This is a genomic window from Mesorhizobium koreense, from assembly GCF_031656215.1.
GTDB lineage: Bacteria > Pseudomonadota > Alphaproteobacteria > Rhizobiales > Rhizobiaceae > Mesorhizobium_L > Mesorhizobium_L koreense.
Genome location: NZ_CP134228.1, coordinates 3,853,409 through 3,878,218, shown reverse-complemented (window position 1 = coordinate 3,878,218; position 24,810 = coordinate 3,853,409). Strand labels below are relative to the sequence as shown.

At 62.9% G+C, this 24,810-nt stretch carries 23 protein-coding genes and 1 tRNA gene; 10 read left to right on the top strand and 14 right to left on the bottom strand.

From position 1 onward, the window contains the following. Nucleotides 1–96: 96 nt before the first annotated feature. Together RBH77_RS18515 and RBH77_RS18510 are read left to right on the top strand one after the other, a co-directional pair. Nucleotides 97–705, top strand: coding sequence for a hypothetical protein (locus tag RBH77_RS18515; protein WP_311029047.1), 609 nt, complete (start codon nt 97–99; stop codon nt 703–705). Next, nucleotides 702–1,064: a DUF2019 domain-containing protein gene (locus RBH77_RS18510; RefSeq protein WP_311029046.1), complete on the top strand. Its 363-nt coding sequence runs from the start codon at nt 702–704 to the stop codon at nt 1,062–1,064. The genes RBH77_RS18515 and RBH77_RS18510 overlap by 4 nt, the downstream gene beginning before the upstream one ends. Before the next feature lie 56 nt (nt 1,065–1,120). On the opposite strand, the gene RBH77_RS18505 is transcribed toward RBH77_RS18510, so the two are convergent. The 5 genes from RBH77_RS18505 to RBH77_RS18485 form a co-directional block, all read right to left on the bottom strand. Continuing rightward, entirely contained in the window at nt 1,121–2,266 is a 1,146-nt protein-coding gene (locus RBH77_RS18505; RefSeq protein ID WP_311029044.1) for a winged helix-turn-helix domain-containing protein, read from the bottom strand. A 171-nt stretch (nt 2,267–2,437) separates the two neighbouring features. Then, entirely contained in the window at nt 2,438–3,025 is a 588-nt protein-coding gene (locus RBH77_RS18500) for a sarcosine oxidase subunit gamma (protein WP_311029043.1), read from the bottom strand. Continuing rightward, on the bottom strand, nt 3,018–6,011 hold the full coding sequence (locus RBH77_RS18495) for a sarcosine oxidase subunit alpha family protein (protein ID WP_311029042.1): 2,994 nt from the start codon (nt 6,009–6,011) through the stop codon (nt 3,018–3,020). Before RBH77_RS18495 ends, RBH77_RS18500 begins: the two co-directional genes overlap by 8 nt. Next, nucleotides 6,008–6,310, bottom strand: a complete 303-nt coding sequence (locus RBH77_RS18490; protein ID WP_311029041.1) for a sarcosine oxidase subunit delta — start codon at nt 6,308–6,310, stop codon at nt 6,008–6,010. The genes RBH77_RS18495 and RBH77_RS18490 overlap by 4 nt, the downstream gene beginning before the upstream one ends. A gap of 1 nt (nt 6,311) precedes the next feature. Further along, complete coding sequence (locus RBH77_RS18485) at nt 6,312–7,571, bottom strand: sarcosine oxidase subunit beta family protein (RefSeq protein WP_311029040.1); 1,260 nt, start codon at nt 7,569–7,571, stop codon at nt 6,312–6,314. 227 nt (nt 7,572–7,798) lie between these two features. On the opposite strand from RBH77_RS18485, the gene RBH77_RS18480 reads away from it, so the two are divergent. Beyond that, entirely contained in the window at nt 7,799–8,047 is a 249-nt protein-coding gene (locus RBH77_RS18480) for a hypothetical protein (RefSeq protein WP_311029038.1), read from the top strand. A 48-nt stretch (nt 8,048–8,095) separates the two neighbouring features. After that, complete coding sequence (gene glpK, locus RBH77_RS18475; protein ID WP_311029037.1) at nt 8,096–9,586, top strand: glycerol kinase GlpK; 1,491 nt, start codon at nt 8,096–8,098, stop codon at nt 9,584–9,586. Nucleotides 9,587–9,658: 72 nt separating this feature from the next. On the opposite strand, the gene RBH77_RS18470 is transcribed toward glpK, so the two are convergent. Beyond that, the gene (locus tag RBH77_RS18470) at nt 9,659–10,114 is read right to left on the bottom strand and encodes a BA14K family protein (protein WP_311029036.1); all 456 of its coding nucleotides are present in this window, start codon (nt 10,112–10,114) and stop codon (nt 9,659–9,661) included. A 150-nt stretch (nt 10,115–10,264) separates the two neighbouring features. Here RBH77_RS18470 and RBH77_RS18465 point away from each other — a divergent pair, with 150 nt between their 5' ends. From RBH77_RS18465 to RBH77_RS18445, 5 genes are all read left to right on the top strand, one after another. Then, nucleotides 10,265–11,497: a 3-methyl-2-oxobutanoate dehydrogenase (2-methylpropanoyl-transferring) subunit alpha gene (locus RBH77_RS18465; protein ID WP_311029035.1), complete on the top strand. Its 1,233-nt coding sequence runs from the start codon at nt 10,265–10,267 to the stop codon at nt 11,495–11,497. Beyond that, nucleotides 11,498–12,511, top strand: a complete 1,014-nt coding sequence (locus RBH77_RS18460; protein ID WP_311029034.1) for an alpha-ketoacid dehydrogenase subunit beta — start codon at nt 11,498–11,500, stop codon at nt 12,509–12,511. 4 nt (nt 12,512–12,515) lie between these two features. Further along, on the top strand, nt 12,516–13,922 hold the full coding sequence (locus tag RBH77_RS18455; RefSeq protein ID WP_311029033.1) for a dihydrolipoamide acetyltransferase family protein: 1,407 nt from the start codon (nt 12,516–12,518) through the stop codon (nt 13,920–13,922). An 11-nt stretch (nt 13,923–13,933) separates the two neighbouring features. After that, nucleotides 13,934–15,328, top strand: a complete 1,395-nt coding sequence (gene lpdA / locus RBH77_RS18450) for a dihydrolipoyl dehydrogenase (protein ID WP_311029032.1) — start codon at nt 13,934–13,936, stop codon at nt 15,326–15,328. Nucleotides 15,329–15,426: 98 nt separating this feature from the next. After that, nucleotides 15,427–15,502: transfer RNA gene (locus RBH77_RS18445), tRNA-Lys, on the top strand. A 392-nt stretch (nt 15,503–15,894) separates the two neighbouring features. Here RBH77_RS18445 and RBH77_RS18440 read toward each other — a convergent pair. The 6 genes from RBH77_RS18440 to RBH77_RS18415 all read right to left on the bottom strand — a co-directional run bounded on the left by RBH77_RS18440 (nt 15,895) and on the right by RBH77_RS18415 (nt 23,022). After that, the gene (locus tag RBH77_RS18440) at nt 15,895–16,131 is read right to left on the bottom strand and encodes a formate dehydrogenase subunit delta (RefSeq protein WP_311029031.1); all 237 of its coding nucleotides are present in this window, start codon (nt 16,129–16,131) and stop codon (nt 15,895–15,897) included. Further along, nucleotides 16,121–16,945: a formate dehydrogenase accessory sulfurtransferase FdhD gene (gene fdhD, locus RBH77_RS18435; protein WP_311029030.1), complete on the bottom strand. Its 825-nt coding sequence runs from the start codon at nt 16,943–16,945 to the stop codon at nt 16,121–16,123. Before fdhD ends, RBH77_RS18440 begins: the two co-directional genes overlap by 11 nt. A gap of 47 nt (nt 16,946–16,992) precedes the next feature. Next, the gene (gene fdhF, locus RBH77_RS18430; RefSeq protein WP_311029029.1) at nt 16,993–19,881 is read right to left on the bottom strand and encodes a formate dehydrogenase subunit alpha; all 2,889 of its coding nucleotides are present in this window, start codon (nt 19,879–19,881) and stop codon (nt 16,993–16,995) included. 62 nt (nt 19,882–19,943) lie between these two features. Beyond that, nucleotides 19,944–21,500: a formate dehydrogenase beta subunit gene (locus tag RBH77_RS18425; RefSeq protein WP_311029028.1), complete on the bottom strand. Its 1,557-nt coding sequence runs from the start codon at nt 21,498–21,500 to the stop codon at nt 19,944–19,946. Further along, nucleotides 21,497–21,976, bottom strand: a complete 480-nt coding sequence (locus tag RBH77_RS18420; RefSeq protein ID WP_371832800.1) for a formate dehydrogenase subunit gamma — start codon at nt 21,974–21,976, stop codon at nt 21,497–21,499. Before RBH77_RS18420 ends, RBH77_RS18425 begins: the two co-directional genes overlap by 4 nt. A 146-nt stretch (nt 21,977–22,122) precedes the next feature. Then, nucleotides 22,123–23,022, bottom strand: a complete 900-nt coding sequence (locus tag RBH77_RS18415; RefSeq protein ID WP_311029027.1) for a LysR family transcriptional regulator — start codon at nt 23,020–23,022, stop codon at nt 22,123–22,125. Nucleotides 23,023–23,320: 298 nt separating this feature from the next. On the opposite strand from RBH77_RS18415, the gene RBH77_RS18410 reads away from it, so the two are divergent. Then, nucleotides 23,321–23,716 (top strand): MAPEG family protein, encoded by a 396-nt coding sequence (locus tag RBH77_RS18410; protein WP_311029026.1) that lies wholly within the window; start codon nt 23,321–23,323, stop codon nt 23,714–23,716. 46 nt (nt 23,717–23,762) lie between these two features. Here RBH77_RS18410 and RBH77_RS18405 read toward each other — a convergent pair whose 3' ends face one another. Together RBH77_RS18405 and RBH77_RS18400 are read right to left on the bottom strand one after the other, a co-directional pair. Continuing rightward, on the bottom strand, nt 23,763–24,068 hold the full coding sequence (locus RBH77_RS18405) for a hypothetical protein (protein WP_311029025.1): 306 nt from the start codon (nt 24,066–24,068) through the stop codon (nt 23,763–23,765). A 126-nt stretch (nt 24,069–24,194) separates the two neighbouring features. After that, nucleotides 24,195–24,686, bottom strand: coding sequence for an NUDIX hydrolase (locus RBH77_RS18400; protein ID WP_311029024.1), 492 nt, complete (start codon nt 24,684–24,686; stop codon nt 24,195–24,197). Nucleotides 24,687–24,810: the final 124 nt, after the last annotated feature.

Genomic DNA, 24,810 nt, shown 5'->3' with positions numbered 1-24,810 from the left:
ACGCGGGAGGAAGCCCTGCAATCTTCGACCGAAAGTCGTCTAGCGCTCAAAATCAAAATTGCCTCGCTGCTTGTAAGCAAAGCCCATTTCGACCTGTTGCTCTACAAGGCGGGGTTCCGGCCGGACGAGCCGCGCGTCCCTGCCGGCAATCCTGATGGTGGACAATGGACCGATGGTGGAGGGTCTGACTCCTCCTCCCGTACAGCGTCATCCGACCGGCCCAGCCGGATTTTACAGATCAACGACGATGATGTCCCGGACATTACCGACCATCCGCCGTTGCGTCCCCGCGACCGCTACGCCATCGCGCGTTTCGTGCTTCGACGCTCGCCTCTTGGTCGGGCGGCGTTGGCCGCGTGGCGTATTTATGAACTTGCGAACGACGCTTTTGCCTATTTCGACGAGCCGAAGACGCTGGAACAACTGCAGGAGGCAGCGAAGGAACCGAAAACCGGCTACGACATCCACCACATCGTCGAGCAAAAGCCAGCCAGCCGCGACGGTTTTCCGGAGACCTGGATCGAGTCGCCGGAAAACAAGGTGCGTATTCCAAGGTTCAAGCATTGGGATATTAATCGATGGTATAGCAAGCCAAACGAAGAGTTCGGGGGGATCTCGCCACGTGATTACCTTAGAGGAAAACCTTGGCAGGATAGGTATGAATTGGGGTTGAAGACGCTCAAAAAGTTTGGGGTACTGAAATGAAATTGACAGAAATGGCAGTGAACAAACTAGTCTCTAGTTTCGAGCAGCATTGTCTAGAGCAGTACAAAGCTGATCTCGATTTCAACATGCGTCGCTATAATCGGGCGTTCGACGCCATGATGGCCGTTTCGAACGAATTGCGCAGCCGGCCCGGCGACCAGAGGCGGGCACTCGCAAGCTTGTACGATCACTCAAATGAACAGGTCAGGTTGAAGGCAGCCATCCATACGTTGGCGCTATTCCCAGATGATGCACGCGCGGTCATGCAGAAACTGATCGGCGACAGAATTTACCCACAGGCAGGAGACGCGGGGATGCTATTGGATAGCTTGGATGAGGGCCGCTACGTGCCGGAATAGACAAACGCCGGGTCAAGCACGTTTGCGAAAGGCCTCTACCCGAAAATTTTCATGTCTCACGCAAGCTGAAATCGCTCGAACCGCTCCAGTTCCTCCTCGATGGCCTGCTTGTGCTGTTCAGCCGACCCACTTCCGACCCACGTCCATTGCTGGATGAGCAGCTTTCCCGCACCGCGGTCGGTCTTGAGGTCGAGCACGGCGACGATCTCGTCCCCGGCCAGCACCGGCAATGAAAAATAGCCGAAGACGCGTTTCTCCTTCGGCACGTAGGCCTCGAACTTATGATCGTAGCCGAAGAATAGCGCCAGCCGCTTCCTCTGGATCACCAGCGGATCGAAGGGCGAAAGGATATGGACGGGCGGGTTTTCCGGTGACGGCGGCGCATCGAGCATATCGGGCATGGCCCAGTGCTCGGCCCTCCCAGCGCCCTCGATCGTGACCGGCACGAGTTTCTTCCCGCGCACGCGCCGTTCGATGATCTTCCGCACCGCCGGCTTCCTCGGGGCGTCGAGGTGGCAGGCTGACTCCAGGCTGACGATCCCTTGCGCCCTCAGCGCCCGGTCGAGAACGTATTCGGCGAACTGGTTTTCCGTCGCCGGGCGCGGGCGCTTCTCCCAGCCGAAATGCCGCTCCATCAGGTCGTAGGTCTTCAGCATCCCCTCGCGCGCCGTGATCGCCAGCACCCCGCGATAGAAGAGAAGCTGCAGCGCCCGCTTCGACGGCTTGCGGCTCGCCCACAGATGCTCCTTCTCCACCAGCACGTCATCGTCGATGTCGCGGATGGTAATCGGCCCGTCCTTGCGGATCAGCCGCATCACCTTCCTAATGTCCTTGTCTGTGATACCCGGATACCAGCGGTTCGGCTTCGCCTCGCCCCGCTTCATCATGCCGAGATAGAGCCGGATATCGCGCGCCGGCACGTAGGAAAGGGCGTGCGTCCAGTATTCGAAGACGGTTTTGTCGACGCTCTGCGCCCGCTGCAGGTCCTCGCGCCGATATCGGGGGATGCGTGTATAAAGGATGTGGTGGTGAGAGCGCTCGATGACGTTGATCGTGTCGATCTGGACGTAGCCCAGATGCTCGACTGCCAGCCTTGTCGCCTCCGGGCCGGAGCCGAAAGGGTCTGCCTCGTCAAGCCGCTGGGCATGAAGCCAGATGCGACGGGCTTCCGTGCTCGAAATCTCCAGGCGTTTCTTCTGCAATGGCGATTCCTCTCCGCACTATTCTGCCGGTTCGGCGGGGAAGGGGAAGGGCCGGAAGTGCAGGGTTCCTGACAGGTAATGGCAGGAGCCTTCTGGCCACGGCTCGCCACGCTGCGTCCTCAAACGGCTTTGCGCCACCTAGGTAGGGCGGAAAAGGCTCTCGACCGAGCTTCAGCGCACCTCGTAGCCGACTTCCTCGGCGCTGTGGCCGAGCATCTTCCAGAAGGAGCGGGCGAAGGAGCGGAAGACATAGAGATCGAAGCTGTCCTCGTCGGTGCGCTGGATCTGCGCGAAGATATCGTGATGCACGGTCGCGACGCCCGAGCCGACCGGAAAGGCCGGCAGCGCGAAATCGATGGCGAAGAGTTTCGACAGGACCCATTCGGCCTTCGGCCCGGCGATGCGGATCGTGGTGCGGCCGTGTGACAAGTCGGTCACCGTGCCGATGTCGGCCGCAATCGCCTCGCGCAATCGAACCGCCAGATCATCAGCCTGATCGACGAGGAGGAAGCGCCCCGGCGCGATGCCGAACGCGCCTTTCCCGTTGGCATAGGTTCCTGCGCCCGCGCCGTCAGGCAGGGAAAGCCCGGTCGACTTGCGGATAGCGGCGATCAGCTTCTTTTCCTCGCCGTGCCAGGCGGCCGCTTCCACGATCGAGCCCGGCTGCGTCTCGGAAAGCACGACGCCGACGCCGGCGGCGAAATTGCCGTGCGAGCCCGGCTTCCACACCGGCGCCAGCGGAGAAAGCGGCTCAACCATGCATGCGACTCCCTTCGGGATCGTAGAAATGGTGGCTGACGATCTCGATCGGGCCGAAGCGCTTGCGGACGGGATCGCAGGACCATGCGCGCTGGCCGATACGTTCCTTGCCGCCCTTGACCAGCGCCAGCCCGATATATTTGCCGAGCGCCGGCGAATAGCAGACGGCGGTGATGTGGCCGATATCCTCGCCGGGCTCCTCCAGCGAACCGCCGGTCACGATATGGGCGCCGCCGTTCAGCGCCCGGCCTTCGAGCGAGACGACGCCGACAAGCTTCAGCCGAGACGGCGAAAGCAGACCCTCGCGATCCATGACGGCGGAGCCGGCGAAGGGCTTTTTCTTCGACAGCATCCAGTCGAGATAGAGGTCGCGGGCAGTGGTGCGGCCGTCGATCTCGGAGCCGGTGACGTGGCCCTTTTCTATGCGCAGCGTGCCGAGCGCCTCCATGCCGTAGGGCACGATGCCGAAGGGCTTGCCGGCTTCCATCAGCGCTTTCCAGACATGAGTGCCGAAGCCCGCGCCGCAATAGACCTCGTAGGCCATCTCGCCGGAGAAGGAGAGCCGGCAGATCATCACCTTCACGCCACCGATCTCGCCGTGCACGATGCCCATGAAGGGCAGCGTTTCGTTGTCCACCTTCGTGTCGGTAACGCAGGCGGCGAGCACGTCGCGGGCCTTCGGCCCCGCGATCGCAGCGCCCGCCCATTCGTCGGACACGGAGGTAAGATGGACGCGCAGTTCCGGCCAGACGATGTCGAGGTAATATTCAAGCTGCTGCATGACCTTGCCGGCATTGGCCGTGGTCGTGGTCATCAGGAATTCCTGCTCGCCCAGCCGCCAGGTCGTTCCGTCGTCATAGGCGATGCCGTCCTCGCGCAGCATCAGCCCGTAGCGCGCCTTGCCGACGGCGAGCGTGGAGAACATGTTGGTGTAGACGCGGTCGAGGAACTCGGCGGCGTCCGGGCCCTGAACAGCGATCTTGCCGAGGGTGGAAACATCGACGATGCCGACGGTCTCGCGCACGGCCTTTGCCTCGCGCACGTAGGCCTGTTCCACCGTTTCGCCCGGATGGCCGTAGATCTGCGGCCGGAACCACAGGCCTGCGGCATACATTCGCGCGCCTTGGGCCACATGCCAGTCGTGCATCGGGGTCAGCCGATCAGGCCTGAGTTCCCCGTAGCGCTCGCCGGCGAGCGCGCCGAGCGAGACCGCCGCGAAGGGTGGGCGGAAGCGGGTCGTGCCGACCTCGGGGATGGACAGGCCGCGCGCGTCGGCCATGATGGCGAGGCCCGGAACGTTGGAGGTCTTGCCCTGGTCCGTCGCCATGCCAAGCGTCGTATAGCGCTTCAGATGCTCGACCGAGACGAAGCCTTCGCGGTGCGCCAGTCGCACGTCCTCTGCCGTCACGTCGTGCTGGAAATCGACGAAGGCTTTCCCGTCCGCGCGGATTTCGCGATAGGGCGCGGGATGCGGATCGAGCGCCGGCGCGAAGACCTTGACCGGTCGTGCACGCGAAGCCCTTGCTCCGGCCGCCTTCTCGCCGGCCTTGCGGCCTTCGGCGATGGCGGTCTCGGTATCGGCCGCGCCGGTGAAGGCGCCGGCGCCGATCCAGTTCTGCGTCGGAGCAGGCGGCATGAAGGCCTGCCGCTCCGCATCCCATTCCGGCCTGCCGCCGGCCTGGCTTGCAAGATGCACGACCGGTGACCAGCCGCCCGAAACGGCGAGACAGTCTGCGACAATGGTGCGCGGCTCGCCAGACAGCGCGCCGGTGGAGTTGTCGAAGCGCTGGACCTTGATGCCGGTAAGCGCCTTGCCGCCCTCTGCCTCGATGACCGCATAGCCGAGGAGCAGTTCTGCGCCGGTCTGCGCGGCAAGGTCCCGCGCGGCGGTCGAGACATCGGGTCGGACATCGACGATTGCCGCGATCGAGGTGCCTGCCTGCCTCAGTGCAGCGGCGGCACGGTAGGCGCCGTCATTGTTGGTGAAAATGCCGATATTGTCGCCCGGCAGCACGCCGAATTCGTTGGCATAGCGTTCCGCCGCGGAGGCGAGCATCACGCCGGGCCTGTCGTTGCCCGGGAAGATCAGCGGCCGCTCGAAGGCGCCGGTGGCCAGCACCACCGTGCCGGCACGAATCGTCCAGTGGCGGTGGCGCGGCTCGCCCTTGCCCGGCGTCAGCTTGTGGTCGGCGACCCGCTCCAGGGCTGCGAGTGTATTATTGTCGTAATAGCCCCACACCGTCGTGCGCGGCAGGATGCGCAGGTTGGGGAACGCCGCGAGTTCCGTGGCCGTCGCCTCGGCCCATTCGGCCGCGTCCTTGCCGTCGATAGTTTCGCCCGACCATTTGGCCGACCCGCCGGGGGTTGCGTCGAGGTCGGCAAGGATGACACGGCCACCAGCCGCCGCTGCCGCCTTTGCTGCGGACAAGCCGGCAGGTCCGGCACCGACGACGAGCACGTCGCAGAAGGCGTTCATCTTCTCGTAGTGGGCATTGTCGGCGGCGTAGCCTGCACTGCCGAGACCGGCGGCGCGACGGATGAAATGCTCGCAGAACATCCAGAAGCGCGTACCCTTCAATGGGCCGACGACCGGACCCATGAAGGTCTTGTAATAGAAGCCAGCGGAGAGCAGCTTGCCGCCGAACTGGTTGGCGGCGCCGATATCGAAGCCGAGGCTCGGGAAGCGGTTCTGGCTGGCGGCGGAAAGACCGTCGTAGATCTCGACCATCGTCGCCGGGATGTTCGGCTCGCGGACGTCGCCGCTCAGGATCGTGACCAGCGCGTTCGGCTCGTCGATCCCAGCCGTCAGGACGCCGCGCGGACGATGGTATTTGAACGAACGCCCGAAAAGCGTCACCCCGTTCGCCAGAAGCGCGGAGGCGAGCGTGTCGCCGGCGTGCCCCGTATAGGCCTGGCCGTCGAAGGTGAAGCGGATGGTGCGGGCGCGGTCGATGCGGCCGCCCGACGCGGCGCGGCGCGGGCTCATGCCTTGCCTCCGCTCTTGTGGCGGACCGCCGATTTGCGCTCCTCGTGTTCGCGGGCGAAGCCGACGGAGGAGATCGCGTGGGTCAGCGTGCTGCGCACCGCGACGAGGTGGCTGCGGCAGCCACCCGAATGCTGCCAGTATTCCTTATGGTCGCCGACCGTGTTCACGCGCTGGTAGACATAGTCGTACCAGACCTCTTGGTCGGTCGAGGCCGGATCGGGACGGACCCGGTTGGCGTCGCCCTGGTAGGTGAATTCGGAAAGATCGCGCGGTCCGCAATAAGGGCAGGTGATCAGCATCTCAGTGCAGCCGGGGCGTGGCGCCCTGGCCCTTCTCGTCGATGAGGATGCCGCGCTTGAAACGGTCGAGCGTGTAGGCGGCGTTGATGGCGTGCGGATGGTCGCGGGCGATGGTGTAGGCAAAAGCCCAGCCGGAGGCCGGCGTCGCCTTGAAGCCGCCGTAGCACCAGCCGCAATTCAGATACATGCCGGGAAGGGGGCCGGTCGTGATGATCGGCGAACCATCCATCGTCATGTCCATGATGCCGCCCCAGGAGCGCAGGAGCCTGACGCGCGCAAGCCCTGGGAACATGGCGACCATCTCGCTCATGACCTCCTCGACGATCGGCAGGTTGCCGCGCTGGGCATAGGTGTTGTAGCCGTCGATGTCGCCGCCGAAGACCAGCCCACCCTTGTCGGACTGCGACATGTAAAGATGGCCGGAACCGAAGGTGACGACCGTGTCGACGAAGGGCTTCAGCGATTCGGACACGAAGGCCTGCAGTACGTGGCTTTCGAGCGGCAGCTTGTCGATGCCGGCAAGCTTCATGACGTGGCCGGTCATCCCGGCGACGGCCACCGCTGTCTTCCCTGCGCGGATTTCGCCGCGGGTCGTCTTGACGCCGGTGATCCTGTCGCCGTCGCGCAGGAAGCCGGTGACTTCGCAATTCTCGATGATATCGACGCCACGTCGATCGGCGCCGCGCGCGAAGCCCCAGGCTACGGCGTCGTGACGGGCGGTGCCGGCGCGCGGCTGCATCAGCCCGCCGACGATCGGGAAACGGGCCGAGGCGGAAACGTCGAGACCCGGAACCTTGCGCGCCACTTCGTCGGCCGAAAGCAGTTCCGCGTCGGCGCCGTTCAACCGCATGGCGTTGCCGCGGCGAGCATAATCGTCCATCTGCGCCGGCGTGTGGGCGAGGTTGAGCACGCCGCGCTGCGAGAACATGACGTTGTAGTTCAACTCATGGGAGAGGTTTTCCCACAGTTTCATCGAATGCTCGTAAAAACGCACGCTTTCGGGCAGCAGGTAGTTGGAGCGGACGATGGTCGTGTTGCGCCCGATATTGCCCTGGCCGAGCCAGCCGCGCTCGATAACGGCGACATTGGTGATTCCGTGCTCGGCGGCCAGATAGTAAGCGGTGGACAATCCATGGCCGCCGCCGCCGACGATGATCACGTCATAGGCGGGCTTCGGATCGGGCTTGCGCCATGCGGGTTTCCAGTCCCTGTTGCCCGAAAAGGCATTGCGCAACAGCGATAGTGCCGAATATTCCGCCATATTCCCCTGCCGAAGCCGTCTTTCGACGCTGAGCGAAAACCTACAGATAGTGGGATAAAGCCAAGGCGAGGAAAGCGCCATGGCTTTTCGGGCAACCGACCTCGGATTTCCCCGATCGTTCATTCTCCGTTCGGGCTCGACTTGTCGTCGGCGACGACCCCGCTATAAGTCTTTCCCGATCGTCAGGGAGGCGGTGGCGACACCGGCCGGCAATGGAACGCATAATCATGAGCGCCTTGTTCGTCTTTTTCGCCGTCGGCCCGACACTCGCGGCCGACATTGCAAACGGCGACGCTCAACGCCAGACCATCACGATTATGGAGGCGGGCCGCGTCTCCGAGCGGACCCTCGATCCGGGCGAGCATGCCGATCTTTGCCAGAACGGATGCATCGTCGCCTTTCCCGACGGCAGCCAGATGGCATTGAGCGGCATGGAAAGCGTGGAAATAAGGAATGGCGCCGGCCATCTGAACTGACGTCGCGACCGAAGCGCCGCGGTCCACAGGCCGGAAGGAGGGGGAAGAATGAGCGGATATATTCTGGCGATCGACCAGGGCACGACATCGAGCCGTGCCATTGTCTTCGACGGCGCCATGAAGATCGTGGCGCAGGGCCAGCAGGAGTTTCCGCAGATCTATCCGGCCTCCGGCTGGGTCGAGCATGACCCCGAGGACATCTGGAACTCGGTCGTCGCGACGGTGAAAACCGCGCTTAGGAAGGCGAAGCTCAAGGCGGGAGATATCACGGCCATCGGCATCACCAACCAGCGCGAAACCGCAATCATCTGGGATCGCGCCACCGGCAAGCCGATCCACAACGCCATCGTCTGGCAGGATCGGCGCACCGCGCCGCTTTGCCAAAAGCTTAAGAAGAAGGGGCTGGAACCGAAATTCTCGCGCAGGACGGGCCTCCTGCTCGATCCGTATTTCGCAGGCACCAAATTCGCCTGGCTGCTCGACCATGTGAAGGGCGCACGAAAGCGCGCGGCGAAGGGAGAACTCGCCGCCGGCACGATCGATACGTTCCTGATATGGCGGCTCACCGGCGGCCGCAAGCATCTGACGGAGGCAACCAACGCCTCGCGGACGCTGCTCTACGACATCGGCCGTAACGAATGGGACGAAGAACTTCTGAAAATCCTCGATGTCCCGTTGAATATCCTGCCGCAAGTGAAGGATTGCGCGGACGATTTCGGGGTGACGGACAGGGCGCTCTTCGGTGCCGAAATCCCCATCCTCGGCGTCGCGGGCGACCAGCAGGCGGCAACCATCGGCCAGGCCTGCTTCAAGCCGGGTATGATGAAATCGACTTACGGGACGGGCTGCTTTGCGCTGCTCAACACCGGTGCCGAGATGGTGCGCTCGAAGAACCGGCTGCTCACCACCATCGCCTATCGGCTGAAGGGCAGGACGACTTATGCCCTGGAAGGCTCGATCTTCGTCGCGGGTGCTGCGGTGCAATGGCTGCGCGATGGCATGAAGATGATCGGCCACGCAAGCGAAAGCGGTAAACTCGCCGCGAAGGCCGATCCGGCGCAGGCGGTCTACCTCGTGCCGGCCTTCGTCGGCCTCGGTGCGCCGCATTGGGACGCCGACGCGCGCGGCGCTGTCTTCGGGCTGACGCGCAATTCAGGGCCGGCGGAACTGGCGCGTGCGGCGCTCGAATCGGTCGCTTTCCAGACGCGCGACCTGCTCGATGCCATGCGCAAGGACTGGAAAGGGTCCGCCCGCACCGTTCTCAGGGTGGACGGCGGTATGGTGGCGTCGGACTGGACCATGCAGCGGCTCGCCGACATCCTCGATGCACCGGTCGACCGGCCGGAAATCCTTGAAACCACGGCGCTCGGAGCGGCATGGCTCGCCGGATCGAAGGCCGGCGCGTGGCCGAACGCCACCGACTTCGCCAAATCCTGGGCGCTGGAGCGACGTTTCCAGCCGGCAATGGATGCCAAAACCCGCTCCGCAAGGATCAAGGGCTGGAAGGACGCCGTGCGCCGCACGAAAAGCGTGTGCTGAAACCGCCTTTCGACCCAAAAGAAAAGCCCCGGCCGGGGCCGGGGCTCCTCGTCTATGCGGACGGACGCCGGCTCAGTAGGGTGACACACATTGGCGGCGAGGTCCGTTGTAAGGCTGATAGGTGTTGTCCGACGCGCGATACGAACGGTAGCGGTCGTAGCACCACTGGACATGCGCGCTGCCGCCTCGCGGAGCGTTGACGATGGCGTTGCCGATGATCGCGCCGCCGAGGATCGCGGCCGGGAACCACCAGCCATTATATTCGCGATAGCCATGCCGGTAGTGACGATAGCCACGATGGCCGTTGTACCAGCCGTAGCCGCCATGACTGTAGAAACCGCGGCGGTCATGGCTACGGTAGTGGCGGCGGTCATGGCCACGCCAGTGACGATTATGGTCGCGGGCGACACGAAAGTGGCTACCATGACGAGCACTCAAGCCGGTCGTATCCTGGCCTTGTGCCGCCGCAGGCGCTATCATCGATAACGCGAGAACACCCGCGCACAGAACTGAAATCAATCGTTGCATGTCCTTACTCCTCAACTTCTCGGGTGTCCCTTTCCTGCAGAAACGGACGTAAGCCTTGAATAGTTCCATAGCAAGGTGTCCACTCTGGATGCCGTGCTGTACGGCGCCGGCGAAATGCGGCAAAAAGATAGGTCGGCGAGGAAACGACAGATGGCGATAGAGGCTCCACTTTCGCTGCATGTACCGGAACCCGAGGTTCGGCCAGGCGGAAAGCCGGACTTCTCCGATGTGAAGATCGCCGCGGCTGGATCGGTGCGGCGACCGGAGGTCGACGCAAAACCGGAGGATCTCCGCGACCTCGCCTACTCGATTATTCGAGTGCTGAACCGCAAAGGTGAGGCCGTTGGGCCATGGGCAGGCCTGCTTTCCGATGACGAATTGAAGGAAGGGCTGAGGCACATGATGACCTTGCGTGCCTTCGACGCACGCATGCTGATCGCCCAGCGCCAGGGCAAGACCTCCTTCTACATGCAGCATATGGGCGAGGAGGCTGTGAGTTCCGCTTTCCGCCGTGCGTTGAAGCCGGGCGACATGAATTTTCCGACCTACCGGCAGGCCGGGCTGCTGATCGCCGGCGGCTATCCGATCGCCGAGATGATGAACCAGATCTTCTCCAATGAGCGCGATCCGCTCAAGGGAAGGCAGTTGCCGATCATGTACTCCTCCAAGGACCACGGCTTCTTCTCGATCTCGGGTAATCTCGGCACGCAGTTCGTGCAGGCGGTGGGCTGGGCGATGGCCTCGGCCATCAAGAAGGATACGAAGATCGCGGCCGGCTGGATCGGCGACGGCTCGACGGCGGAATCGGATTTCCACGCCGCGCTGGTCTTCGCCTCGACCTACCGGGCGCCGGTTATCCTCAACATCGTCAACAACCAGTGGGCGATCTCTACCTTCCAGGGCATTGCGCGGGGTGGTTCGGGCACGTTTGCGGCGCGCGGGCTGGGTTTCGGCCTGCCGTCGCTCAGGGTCGACGGCAACGATTATCTGGCCGTCCATGCGGTCGCCTCGTGGGCAGCCGAGCGGGCGCGGCGCAATCTGGGCCCGACGCTCGTCGAATACGTAACCTACCGCGTCGGCGCGCATTCGACTTCCGACGATCCGTCCGCCTATCGGCCGAAGACCGAGTCCGAGGCTTGGCCGCTCGGCGATCCTGTGTTGAGGCTGAAGAACCATCTGATCGTGCGCGGTGTCTGGTCGGAAGAACGCCACAAGCAGGCCGAGGCGGAAGTGCTCGACACGGTCATTGCCGCGCAGAAGGAGGCGGAGGGCCACGGTACGTTGCATTCGGGCGGTCGGCCCTCGGCCCGCGACATGTTCGAGGGCGTCTATGCCGAGATGCCGCCGCATCTGAGACGCCAGCGTCAGGAGGCTGGGGTTTAGATGCCGCGGCGTACGATGATCGAGGCGATACGCGACGCGCTCGACGTATCGATGGGTCGGGACGACAATGTCGTCGTCTTCGGCGAGGATGTCGGCTATTTCGGCGGCGTATTCCGCTGCACGGCGGGGCTGCAGGCGAAGTACGGCCGCGACCGCTGTTTCGATACGCCGATCAGCGAGCTTGGCATCGTCGGCACGGCGATCGGCATGGCGGCCTATGGCTTGCGACCCTGCGTAGAGGTGCAGTTCGCCGACTATGTCTATCCAGCCTATGACCAGATTGTCTCGGAGGCCGCTAGGCTGCGCTATCGCTCGGCGGGCGAGTTCACCTGTCCGATCGTGATCCGTATGCCGACCGGTGGCGGCATCTTCGGCGGCCAGACGCACAGCCAGAGCCCGGAGGCGCTGTTCACGCATGTGTCGGGTCTGAAAGTGGTGGTGCCGTCCAACCCGCACGACGCCAAGGGATTGTTGATCTCCGCTATCGAGGACCCGGATCCGGTGATCTTCCTGGAGCCGAAGCGGCTCTATAACGGCCCCTTCGACGGCCATCACGAACGGCCTGTGACGCCATGGTCGAAGCACGCGCAAAGCGAGGTGCCGGACGGGCACTACACGGTCCCGCTCGGAGAAGCGACGGTCCGGCGGGAAGGGAGTGCGATCACCGTGCTTGCCTACGGAACGATGACACATGTGGCCGAGGCGGCGGCCGAGGATACCGGCATCGACGCGGAGGTGATCGATCTGAGAACGCTCCTGCCGCTCGATCTCGATACGGTGAAGAAGTCCGTGGAAAAGACCGGACGTTGTGTGGTGGTGCACGAAGCGACGCTGACCTCGGGCTTTGGGGCGGAGCTTGCCGCACTGGTGCAGGAGCACTGCTTCTTCCATCTGGAGGCGCCGGTCAGGCGCGTCACCGGCTGGGACACGCCTTATCCGCATGCGCAGGAATGGGACTACTTTCCTGGACCCGAGCGGATCGGCCGCGCGCTTCGCGAGACGGTGGAGGTCTGATCCCATGAGCAAGGACAGGGCCGAGCGCACGATCAAGCTTCCGGATGTGGGCGAGGGCGTCGCCGAGGCAGAACTCGTCGAATGGCATGTGAAGGTCGGTGATCTGGTGCGTGAGGACGCAGTCCTCGCCGCCGTCATGACCGACAAGGCGACGGTGGAGATACCCGCGCCGGCCGATGGCGAGATTACGTGGCTCGGCGCGGAGGTTGGCGATACGGTCGCGGTCGGCTCGCCGCTGGTTAGGATGAAGGTTGCGGGCGAGGGTGATTCTGCTCCCGGCGAACAAGCGCAAGACGAACCGCAGGATACCCCCACCCCCAACCCCTCCCCACAAGGGGGAGGGGGACAGCCGGCCGCTCCGCCCAGCACTCCACCTGCCAAGGTCCGGCAAGCTGAAATGCCGCCAACCGACAAGGGCGCAAAGGGTGCAGAACCAGCGTCTCCCTCCCCCTTGTGGGGAGGGGACAGGGGTGGGGGGCGTGGCCGAGCCGCCGCAAAAGAGCCGCTCCGTCCCCGCCCCACGGCCTCACCGCGCGGCGAGGGCCAGAAGCCGGTCGCTTCGCCCGCCGTCCGACTGCGCGCGAAGGAGGCAGGCATCGACCTCAGGCAAGTGGCGGGCACCGGGCCGGCCGGTCGCATCACGCACGAGGATATCGACGCCTTCTTCGCGCATGGCCCCGAGCGAGCGCGAAGCAGGGCGCTTTCCCTGAACAACGAGGTCGAGGACGTCAAGGTGATCGGCCTGCGCCGCCGCATCGCCGAGAAGATGGCGCTCGCCAAGGCGCGCATCCCGCACATCACCTATGTCGAGGAGGTCGATGTCACAGCGCTCGAGGAACTGCGCGCGGCGATGAACAAGGAAAAGCGTGCCGATCAAGCGCGGCTGACGGTGCTGCCCTTTCTGATGCGAGCCATGGTTAAGGCAGTCGGTGAGCAGCCCGGCATCAACGCAATCTTCGATGATGAGGCCGGCGTGATCCACCGCCATGGCGGCGTCCATGTCGGCGTCGCCACGCAGACGCCGGGCGGTCTGATGGTGCCGGTGGTGCGGCATGCGGAGGCGCGTGATCTGTGGGATTGCGCGGCGGAGGTGGCGCGCCTGTCGGAAGCCGCGCGTGCCGGGACGGCAAGCCGCGAGGAGCTTTCCGGCTCGACAATAACCATCACCTCGCTCGGCGCGATCGGCGGCGTGGTGACGACGCCGGTGATCAACCACCCGGAAGTGGCGATCGTCGGCGTCAATAAAATAATGGTGCGGCCTGTCTGGGACGGTGCTTCCTTCATTCCCCGCAAAATGATGAACCTTTCCTCAAGCTTCGACCATCGCGTGGTCGACGGCTGGGACGCGGCGGTCTTCGTGCAGCGGCTGAAGGCGCTGTTCGAAACGCCGGCCCTGATATTTATGGATTAAGGCGGGCAGCCATGAAGGAAATCTCCTGCAAGCTCCTCGTCATCGGCGCCGGGCCGGGCGGCTATGTGTGCGCCATCCGCGCCGGGCAACTCGGTGTCGATACGGTGATTGTGGAGAGGGCGAAGCCCGGCGGCACCTGCCTCAATATCGGTTGCATCCCTTCCAAGGCGCTGATCCATGCGGCGGAGGAATATGCAAGGCTCGGGGCGATGGTCGCCGGAGCGAGCCCGCTCGGCATAACCGCTCAGAAGCCGACACTCGATCTTTCGAAGACCGTCGCCTGGAAGGACCATATCGTCGGGCGGTTGACCGGTGGCGTGGCCGGTCTCTTGAAGAAGGCGAAGGTGAAGAGTGTCCAGGGACAGGCGATGTTCCGCGACGGCAAGACGGTGGACGTGGAGACCGAGACCGGAACGCAGACCATCCGCGCCGAGACGATCGTCATCGCTACCGGCTCGGTGCCGGTCGAGCTTCCCTCGCTTCCCTTCGGCGATAAGATCATCTCCTCGACCGAGGCACTGTCGTTGAAGGAGGTGCCGGAAAAGCTCGCCGTGGTCGGCGGCGGTTATATCGGGCTGGAACTCGGCACAGCCTTCGCCAAGATGGGTTCGAAGGTCACGGTGGTGGAGGCGCTCGACCGCATCCTGCCGCAATACGACGCCGAACTCACTCAGCCGGTTGCGAGGCGGCTGGGCGAACTCGGCGTAGAGGTGCTGACAGGCGCGAAGGCGAAGGGACTGGCCGGCAAGGCCGGCGCGCTGCTGGTCGAAATCGCCGGTAAGGAAAGGAAGATCGCCGCCGATCACGTGCTGGTGACGGTCGGCCGCCGGCCGCTCACGGAAGGCTGGGGCATGGACGAATTGGTGCTCGACCGCGAGGGCAGGGCGATCCGCATCGACGACCAGTGCCGCACTTCCATGCGGGGCATTTTCGCCATAGGCGACGTGACCGGAGAACCGATGCTGGCGCATCGCGCCATGGCGCAGGGCGAGATGGTGGCGGAGATCGTTGCCGGCCACAAGCGAAGCTGGGACAAGCGTGCCATCCCCGCCATCTGCTTCACCGATCCGGAAGTGGTCAGCGTCGGCCTGTCGCCGGATCAGGCCGCAGCCGGCGGGCGCGAGGTCAAGGTCGGGAACTTCCCGTTCCGCGCCAACGGCCGCGCCATGACGCTATTGGGGGAAGACGGCTTCGTGCGCGTCGTCGCGCGCGCCGACAACCATCTGGTGCTCGGCATCCAGGCGGTCGGGGAGGGGGTCTCGGAGCTCGCCGCCGCCTTTTCCCTTGCCATCGAGATGGGCGCGCGGCTGGAGGATATCGCCGGCACCATCCATGCGCACCCGACCCTGGGCGAGACCTTCCCCGAAGCGGCCATGAAGGCGCTCGGACAGGCCATCCATATCTGAGAAACGTGCGCGCGGCGGCCGCGCCTTTTCCGGTTGACCGGCCCGGCCGCCCTCCTTATGTTCCGCGCACTTTCGGGGCGCCGCTTCGCGCCTTCAGGGAGCGCGTAGCTCAGCCGGTAGAGCAACTGACTTTTAATCAGTAGGTCCAGGGTTCGAATCCCTGCGCGCTCACCAAAAGCACTAATAGAATCAATAGTCTACAGAAAATCGAAGAGCGGCCGGCCCGCTTGGTTTGTGGAAAAGGTTACAGGGCAGGTAACAAAATCCTCTCGTATGAAAAACCCGCCGCCTCTTGCGAAGCAGCGGGTTTGCCCCCGAAGGGGGTGCCTAAGACATTAGCTTGATAGCACGGAAAGGCGATTTGACAAAACGCTACACGCCCTTTTCGTCTCGCCATGTGACGCGCCGCACCCATAGCACCGATCAAGCCGCCGTATCGTCATGGCCTCTACACTGCCAGGGACCTGTGACAGCGGCCTGGATTAAGCGAAAACGTATATGCACGTTTTGAGGTTAACCAACTGATATTAACTGCATGCGGGTTGGGTGATGTATCCGTCTACTCCTCAGGCGGCGGGTCTTTCCTCGGGTGGCGGCTGCCGCACCGCAGGCGCGGCCTCCAGCACAAGCTCGTCGAAGCCCTTATCGCCGGCCTTGATCAGTTCGAAGAACTGGCGGCGCATGCGCGGCTCCCAGAACTTGTTGATGTGCTCCGCCACGCCGGCCACGCCTTCGGCATGCGGCTTGGAATGGAAGAACCTGGCGATCTGGTTTGCCTGGTAGACAAGCTTGTCAGGCGACATGGGCGGCTGCTCCGGCTCTGATGCGGTCTGGACGGGTGAATATCTCGAAATCGTCGCCTCGCACCAGTGCGACGAGCGTCATCCCAACTGCTTCCGCCGTGCGGAGGGCGAGCGCGGTCGGCGCGGAAACGGCTAGCAATATGGCGGTGCCGATGGCGGCGGTCTTCTGAACCATTTCGACAGAAACGCGGCTGGTTATGACGATGGCGCCCTTGCGGCCATCGATCCCTTTTCGCGCCAGCGTGCCGGCCAGTTTGTCGAGTGCGTTGTGGCGGCCAACATCCTCGCGCGCGGCGACGATCCCATTGCCCGGTACATAGAAGCCGGCGGCGTGGACCGCGTGCGTTTCGGCATTGAGCGGCTGATGCGATGTCAAAAGCCGTGCCGCGCGCGCTATGTCGTCCGCGTCGAGTACGATACCTGCGTTCTTCACTTCCGGAACGGGTCGCAATGCCTCCTCGATCGATTCGATACCACAAAGACCGCAGCCGACTGGCCCTGCCATGTGCCGTCTGCGCGCCTCGAAGGCAGCGTTCGCCTTGTCCTTCAGCGTCATCTGGATGTCGACGCCTTCGTCATGATCCACGATCGCCATTTTCTCGATATCGTCCGGCGAGGTGGCGATGCCCTCGGTGATGGCGAAGCCGACCGCGAAATCCTCCAGATCGGCGGGGCTCGCCATCATCACGGCGTGGGTTGTGCCGTCGAAGGAAAATGCGACCGGAACTTCTTCCGGCACCAGCCGTCGCCCCGAGGCAATAACTCCGTTGCGCAGAGCAATCTGCGAGACAGGATGGCGGACGGGACGGGTCATTGGGGATTTTCCACCCTGCCCGATATGGGGAGGATGAAGAGCGATCCTCACTCCGCAGCCTCCACATTGACCCGGCGGCGCGTGCGGCGTGACAGGTCCTCATATTCGATCTGCCATTCGCTTGGGCCGTTCGACGGCGAAACCTGCACCGCCGTAACCTTGTATTCGGGGCAGCTCGTCGCCCAGTCGGTGAAATCGGTGGTGACGACATTCGCCTGCGTGGTGGGGTGGTGGAATGTCGTGTAGACGACGCCCGGCGCTACGCGGTCGGTGATAAGCGCGCGCAGCGTCGTCTCACCGGAGCGGCTCGCCAGCCTCACCCAGTCGCCTTCGCGAATACCGCGATCCTCTGCGTCATGGGGATGGATTTCCAGCCGGTCCTCCTCGTGCCAGGCGACATTGCCGGTGCGGCGCGTCTGCGCGCCGACATTGTATTGCGAGAGGATACGGCCGGTCGTGAGCAGCAGCGGGAAGCGCGGCCCCACCTTTTCGTCGGTCGCGACATATTCGGTGCGCACGAAATTGCCCTTGCCGCGTATGATGCCATTGATGTGCATCACCGGCGTGCCGAGCGGTGCCTTCTCGTTGCAGGGCCATTGCACCGAGCCCTCGCGTTCCAGCAGATCGAAGGAAACGCCGGAGAAAGTCGGGGTCGTCGCCGCGATTTCGTCCATCACCTGGGAAGGGTGCGTGTAGTTCCAGTCGAGGCCGATGGCGCGGGCCAGTTCCTGCGTCGCTTCCCAGTCGGCATAGCGCGCCCTTGGCTCAATGACCTTGCGCACCAGATTGATGCGCCGCTCGGCGTTGATAAAGGTGCCGTCCTTCTCCAGGAAGGTGGAGCCCGGCAGGAACACATGGGCGTAGCGTGCGGTCTCGTTGAGGAAGAGGTCGTGCACGACCACGCATTCCATCGCCGCGAGGCCGGCGGCCACATGCTTGGTATCGGGGTCGGACTGCAGGATGTCCTCGCCCTGGATGTAGATGCCCTTGAACGTGCCGTCGACGGCGGCGTCCAGCATATTGTTGATCCTGAGGCCCGGCTCCTTGTCGAGCGTCACGCCCCAGAGATCCTCGTATATCTTGCGCACCGGATCGAGCGCGATATGGCGATAACCGGGAAACTCGTGCGGGAAGGAGCCCATGTCGCATGAGCCCTGCACATTGTTCTGGCCACGCAACGGGTTCACGCCGACGCCGTTCTTGCCGAGATTGCCGGTCGCCATGGCGAGGTTTGCCAGGCCCATGACGGCCGTCGACCCTTGGCTGTGCTCGGTCACGCCGAGGCCGTAATAGATGGCGGCGTTGCCACCGGTGGCGTAAAGGCGTGCGGCCAGGCGGATCACTTCCGCGTCATCCAATCCGCAGACTTTCGCCGTCTCCTCGGGGCTGTAGCGTGGATTGGAGACGAACTCCGCCCAATCCTCGAAGGCATCCCAATCGCAATAGGTGCGGATATAGGCCTCGTCGTAGAGCTTTTCCGTCACCACGACATGGGCGAGGCCCGTCAGGATGGCGACGTTGGTGCCGGGCTTGATCGGCAAATGATAGGCTGCTTCGACATGCGGTGAGCGCACGAGGTCCGTTCGCCGTGGATCGATGACGATGATTTTTGCACCTTCCCGCAGTCTTTTCTTCATGCGCGAAGCGAAGACGGGATGCGCGTCGGCCGGATTGGCGCCGATCAGGAGTATCACGTCGCACGCCTCGACGGAATCGAAATCCTGCGTGCCGGCGGACGTGCCGAGCGTGGTATTGAGGCCATAGCCGGTCGGCGAATGGCAGACGCGCGCGCAGGTATCGACGTTGTTGTTGCCGAATCCCTGCCGCACCATTTTCTGCACGAGATAGGTTTCCTCGTCCGTGCAGCGCGAGGAAGTGATGCCGCCGATGGAACCACGGCCGTATTTTTTCTGGATGCGCTTGAACTCGGATGCTGCGCGGGCGAGCGCGTCTTCCCACGTCGTTTCCCGCCACGGATCGGTGATCTTCTCACGGACCATCGGGGTGAGGATGCGGTCGGGATGCGAGGCGTAGCCGTAGGCGAACCGGCCCTTGACGCAGGAGTGCCCGTGATTGGCCTTGCCGGCCTTGTAGGGCATCATGCGCACGATCTCGTCGCCCTTCAGTTCGGCCTTGAAGTTGCAGCCGACGCCGCAATAGGCGCAGGTCGTGACAACCGAACGATCCGGCATGCCCTTTTCCAGAACCGCCTTCTCGCGTAGCGCATCGGTCGGGCACGCCTGCACGCAGGCGCCACAGGAAACGCATTCGGAATCGACGAAATTCTCGTTCATGCTGGCGACGATGCGGCTTTCGAAGCCACGGCCCTCGACGGTCAGCGCAAAGGTGCCCTGCACATCGGCGCAGGCGCGCACGCAGCGTGAGCAGACAATGCATTGCGAGGGATCGTAGGTGAAATACGGATTGCTCTCGTCTTTCACCATATGGTCGATGGTGAGATGACCACCGCCAGGCGCGACGCCGTCGGCCACATGGTTACGGCCCTCGACGCCATAGCGGTTCCCCGCGAGGCCCACGAGCGAAATCACATGGTCGAATTCGCTGGCGCCAGTGCCGGCCTTCTCGTTCCAGCCGAGTGGATGATCGGAAACATAAAGCTCCATCACGCCCTTGCGAATGGCGTCGAGGCGGTCGCTTTTCGTATGCACCACCATGCCCTCGACGGCCGGGGTGGTGCAGGAGGCAGGGGTGCCGTTTCGACCTTCGATCTCGACCAGGCAGATTCGGCAGGAACCGAAGGAGTCCAACGTGTCGGTCGCGCAGAGTTTCGGTATTTCGACACCGGCTTCCATCGAGGCGCGCATGATGGATGTGCCCTCTGGCACAGTGACGGACCTGCCGTCGACCGTTAGCGTGACCTGCTTTTCGGCTTTCGAAGCCGGCGTTCCATAATCGGCTTCCTGAATGAGGGACATGGTTGTGTCTCCTGTTCCTTGACGGTTGTCTCTCTCCCCATGAGGAGGGAGGCGCGTAGCCGTTATTCCGCCGCCTCGCGGACCGGATGCGGGCGGAAATCCTCGGGAAAATGTCTCAACGCACTCATCACCGGATAGGGGGTAAAGCCGCCGAGGGCGCAAAGCGATCCGAACTTCATCGTGTTGCAGAGGTCTTCGAGCAATTCGATCTGCTTTTCTGGCTCCACACCATGCGCAATCCGGTCGGCGACCTCGACGCCACGCACCGCACCCACACGGCAGGGCGTGCACTTGCCGCAGCTTTCTATCCCGCAGAATTCCATGGCGAAGCGGGCCTGCTTCAGCATATCGACCGTGTCGTCGAAAACGACGATCCCGGCATGTCCGATCAGGCCATCCTTTGCGGCGAACGCTTCGTAATCGAAGGGCGTGTCGAAAAGCTCACGCGGGAAATAGGCTCCGAGCGGCCCCCCGACCTGTACGGCGCGGACCGGGCGGCCGGATTTCGTGCCGCCGCCGATCTTGTCGACGATCTCTCCCAGCGTCAGGCCGAAGGCCGCCTCGAACAGGCCGGGATATCTGGCGTTGCCGGCAATCTGGATCGGGATAGTGCCGCGCGAGCGCCCGAGGCCGAAATCCTTGTAATAGGCCGCCCCCTTGTCGAGGACGATCGGGACGGAGGCCAGAGAAATCACGTTGTTGATGACGGTCGGACGACCGAACAGGCCCTTATGCGCAGGCAGCGGCGGCTTTGCTCGCACCTGGCCACGCTTGCCTTCGAGACTGTCGAGCAACGCCGTCTCCTCGCCGCAGACATAGGCGCCGGCACCCATCCTCACCTCGATGTCGAAGGCGTGTATCGAGCCGAGGATCGATTTGCCGAGAACGCCAGCTTTCCGGGCAACCGCAAGCGCCTCGTTCAAAGCCCTTTCGGCGTGCGGATATTCGGAGCGGAGGTAGATGTAGCCTTTGGTGGCGCCGACCGCGATCGCAGCGATCGTCATGCCCTCGATCAGGATGAACGGATCTCCTTCCATGATCATGCGATCGGAGAAGGTGCCACTATCACCCTCGTCGGCATTGCAGACGATGTATTTGAGTTCGCCCGGCGTATCGAGGACGGTCTTCCATTTGACACCAGTCGGGAAACCGGCGCCGCCGCGCCCGCGCAGGCCGGAATCAGTCACCTGCCGGACGATGTCCGTCGGCGTCATCGTCAGCGCCTTCTCAAGCCCGACGAGTCCACCATGGGCCTTATAGTCATCGAGCGAAATCGGATCGGTAATGCCGACGCGCGCGAAGGTGAGGCGCGTCTGCCGCGCCAGATAGGGAATCTCCTCAGGGTCGCCGAGCGACAGGGCGTGTTTACCGCCTGATAGAAAATCCGCATCGAAGAGCGAGGCGACATCCTTTGCCGTCACCGGCCCGTAGGCGACACGGCCCTGGCTCGTCTCGACCTCCACCATCGGCTCCAGCCAATAGAGGCCGCGCGAGCCGTTGCGCACGAGTTTCGCGTTGATGCCACGCGTCCTGATTTCGCTTGCAATCGCGTCGGCCACCTTGCCGGCGCCAAGCGCGAGTGCGCCGGAATCGCGCGGGACGTAGATCGTCACTGTCATTGACGCACCTCCGCGACGATCTCGCCGATCCTGTCCTCGTCGAGCCGGCCGATGACCTCGCCGTCGAGCATGGCTGACGGCGAGCAGGCGCACAGCCCGAGGCAATAGACGGGCTCCAGCGTCACCGCGCCGTCCTTGCTCGTCTCGTGCCAGTCGACACCAAGCGCATCGCGCAGCCGGTCGGCCATTTCATCGCCGCCCATCGCCTGGCAGGATTCGGCACGGCATACCTTAAGCACGTGACGGCCGGCAGGCTGGTCGCGATAGTCGTGATAGAAACTGACCACGCCGTAAACATCCGCGCGCGACAGGTTCAGACCAGAGGCAATCACCGGCAGCGCTTCCCGTGGCACATATCCAAACTCATTCTGGATTTCATGAAGGATGGGTAGCAGCGGGCCTTCCAGCTTTTTCATCTCGTCGACAATCGATGTAGCCCGGGCCGTGATCCCAACGTCTTCTGACTGCATTTTCATGCATGATTTCCATAATCTATGAATTACGTCACTGTTTGACACAAAAAGCAGAGAAAATTACCGGAAATCAATATGCGTGTTTCGTCGATCGATAGAAATTATCTATCGATGAGGGCAGGCTTCTTGGCTGTCGGCAGTCGCTAGTATTACTTCTCAGCCTGAAGAATCCGCGCGAGCGACATGGCTTCATCAACCAGCGCAGCTACAAGAGGGGTATTCGGCTCTCGGTGCGTCGTCACCAATCCAACGCTGTGGCTGGCGTCGGGGTCAATGATCGGGATGGCACGGATTGGCTCCGCAAAGCCCAATGTTTCTGCCAGATTGAGCGGCATGATGGAGGACCATTTGCCAGTACGGATGTGCGAGAACAGCACGATCATCGAGTTCGATTCCAGCGTTGGGCGGACCTGTTCTCCGACCTCGGACAGATGCTGGTCGATGATGCGGCGATTCTGCATGTCCGGGGTCAACAAACATAGCGGCATGCGGCTGACTTCGGCCCAAGTCACGGCGCGGCGGGTAGAATAGGGATTTCCCGCTGCGGTAATTAACTGGTAGCGTTCGGTGTACAGGGGCACGCTGGTCACCCTGCCCAGAGGTTCATTGTCGAGATAGGTGATTCCCGCATCGATCTCGAAATTGCCGAGCAAAGACAATATCTCGATGGATGTCCGCGACAGTATCGAGAAGGTCACGCCAGGATGCTTTTCCCGGAAGGGCGTGGTCAATCGCGGCATCATGGCCAGAGCCGTCGGAATGGTTGCGATGCGAATGCGCCCGGACAGGCCATGGCGTGCAGCACGCATCTCCTCATGCATCGAATGTGCGTCGCCAACGATCCGCCGCGCCCAGGCCAATACCTGCGTACCTTCCGGGGTTAAGCCCTGGAAGCGCGAACCACGCTTGACCAGCATGACGCCGAGTTGATCTTCAAGCTGCTTGATCGCTGCTGAAAGGGTTGGCTGCGTGACGCCAGACATCTCGGCAGCGCGGCCGAAATGCTCTTCTCGCGCCAGGGCAATGAAGAATTCCAGTTTATCGATCATGGGACCTCGGAGCTTGGCGGATGAACTACCGGCATCGTGTATAAAGTGAGCAAAAACTTGCGGCTCGCAATACGATCCAGAATGGCAATATCCGGGAACCGATCCGGAATGGACGGCTACATTGACCGGAAAGACATCGACCCTGTGAAGCCGCCGACCATCTAACAAGGAAGCAAGGTCTCACTTACGAAGACAAGCGGCACGCTTCTGGTGTGCTACCTTGCTTGTCAGGCGCCACTAGGTCTGTTCCTTTATGCCAATCCGCCATCAGGGTTGGAGCTTGCCGAAAGGAATTAATGTGGAGAGATATTATCCGGTCGCTATCGTGACCCTGCTTTGCGGTCTGCTTATCTTCGCGATGGCGCTCACAGTTGCCAGGACGCATTCAAAGACGGGCATATTGGCTCCGGCCATGACGGGTGACCCGCTTCTTGAGCGAGCGATCCGCGCGCATTCGAATACGCTGGAATGGCTGCCGATCTTCCTTCCGGCCATGTGGCTGTTTGCCATCTACTGGAGTGCAGCATGGGCGGCAGGTCTCGGCCTTCTGTGGCTGGTCGGTCGCGTGGCCTATTTCGCCGGATATCTCTCCGCGCCGCTCAAAAGATATCCGGGTTTCTTCACACAGGCCGTAGCGACCTTCGCGCTTCTGCTCGGCGCGCTGGGGCGCATCATCTATCTCGCCTTCTCGTAAGGCAGTATTCGCAGCAGGCGCGAAACGGTTCCCGCAGACAGGCAGTTCAGTGCGGCGTCGCCGCCCATTCCGGCAGTGGCTCGATGCTCCTGTTGAATCGTCGCCACCACGCCGCTTCGTCCATGTTCGAGGCGGCGCGGAGCAGGGCGGTCGCCTGCGCAAATGCCTGCCTGGCGATTTCATTGAAGGTGAAATCGGGATCGTAAGGCACGGAAACGACAAGTTCCTGGCCGGTTTGCCGCCCTTCGTCCTCGACCTGGAAATAGAGCCAGACGATAAATTGGGCGCCCTTTTCGGTACCTTCCATATTGCTGATCTTGATCGAATCTATTCCGGCTGCCGTGATCTTCATCTGCGTCTCCCTGGCAAGGCCTTTCCAGCCGAACTAAAAGCGACGGGCGCGGAAGCGGTTCCCGCGCTTGTTCAGGCATGGTGAATGGTTTGCAAACGAGAGGGTACGGCCCGGCGGAGAGCGACGTCAGCCGGCGTATCGTGAAGGATCGGCTGCGAAACGCGCGATCAGCTTGACGAGATCGGGCTCGTTGACCATGCGGGTCGCTTCGCGCGGCTTAACCCATTTGCGCTTGCGCTGGCCCTTTTCGCGCCATTTGGAGGCGACTTCCTTCACCTCAAGCGGGAAGACGCGCACCTCGCACGGCGATTCGGTACCGGAGGAATGCACCTTGTTGTAGAAGTAGCTGCCCGCGGTGGTCTGCGCGATGCCGCCTGAGATGCCGGCTTCTTCGACAGCCTCACGGGCGGCCGCCTCGTAAAGCGGCTCGTCATCCTCGGGCCAGCCCTTGGGCAGAACCCAGCGTCCGGTATCGCGGCTGGTGATCAGCATCACCTCGACGCCGTCGTCCGTTTTCCGCCAGGGCAGGGCTGCTACCTGCAGCCGACAGCGCTCGGCGCCGAAGAGGCGGCGCACGCGCTGTGGCAGGAGGCTGTTCGAAAAGGGCCCGGTCAGCATCGGAAGAGCATCAGTTCCAGCGAATCACCTTACGCACATGGTTACCGCAAATCCGTGCATCAAGTGTGAATTTGCCCGAAATGGCGGAAAAACGTGCACAGCTATACATTAGCCGGCAAATCTG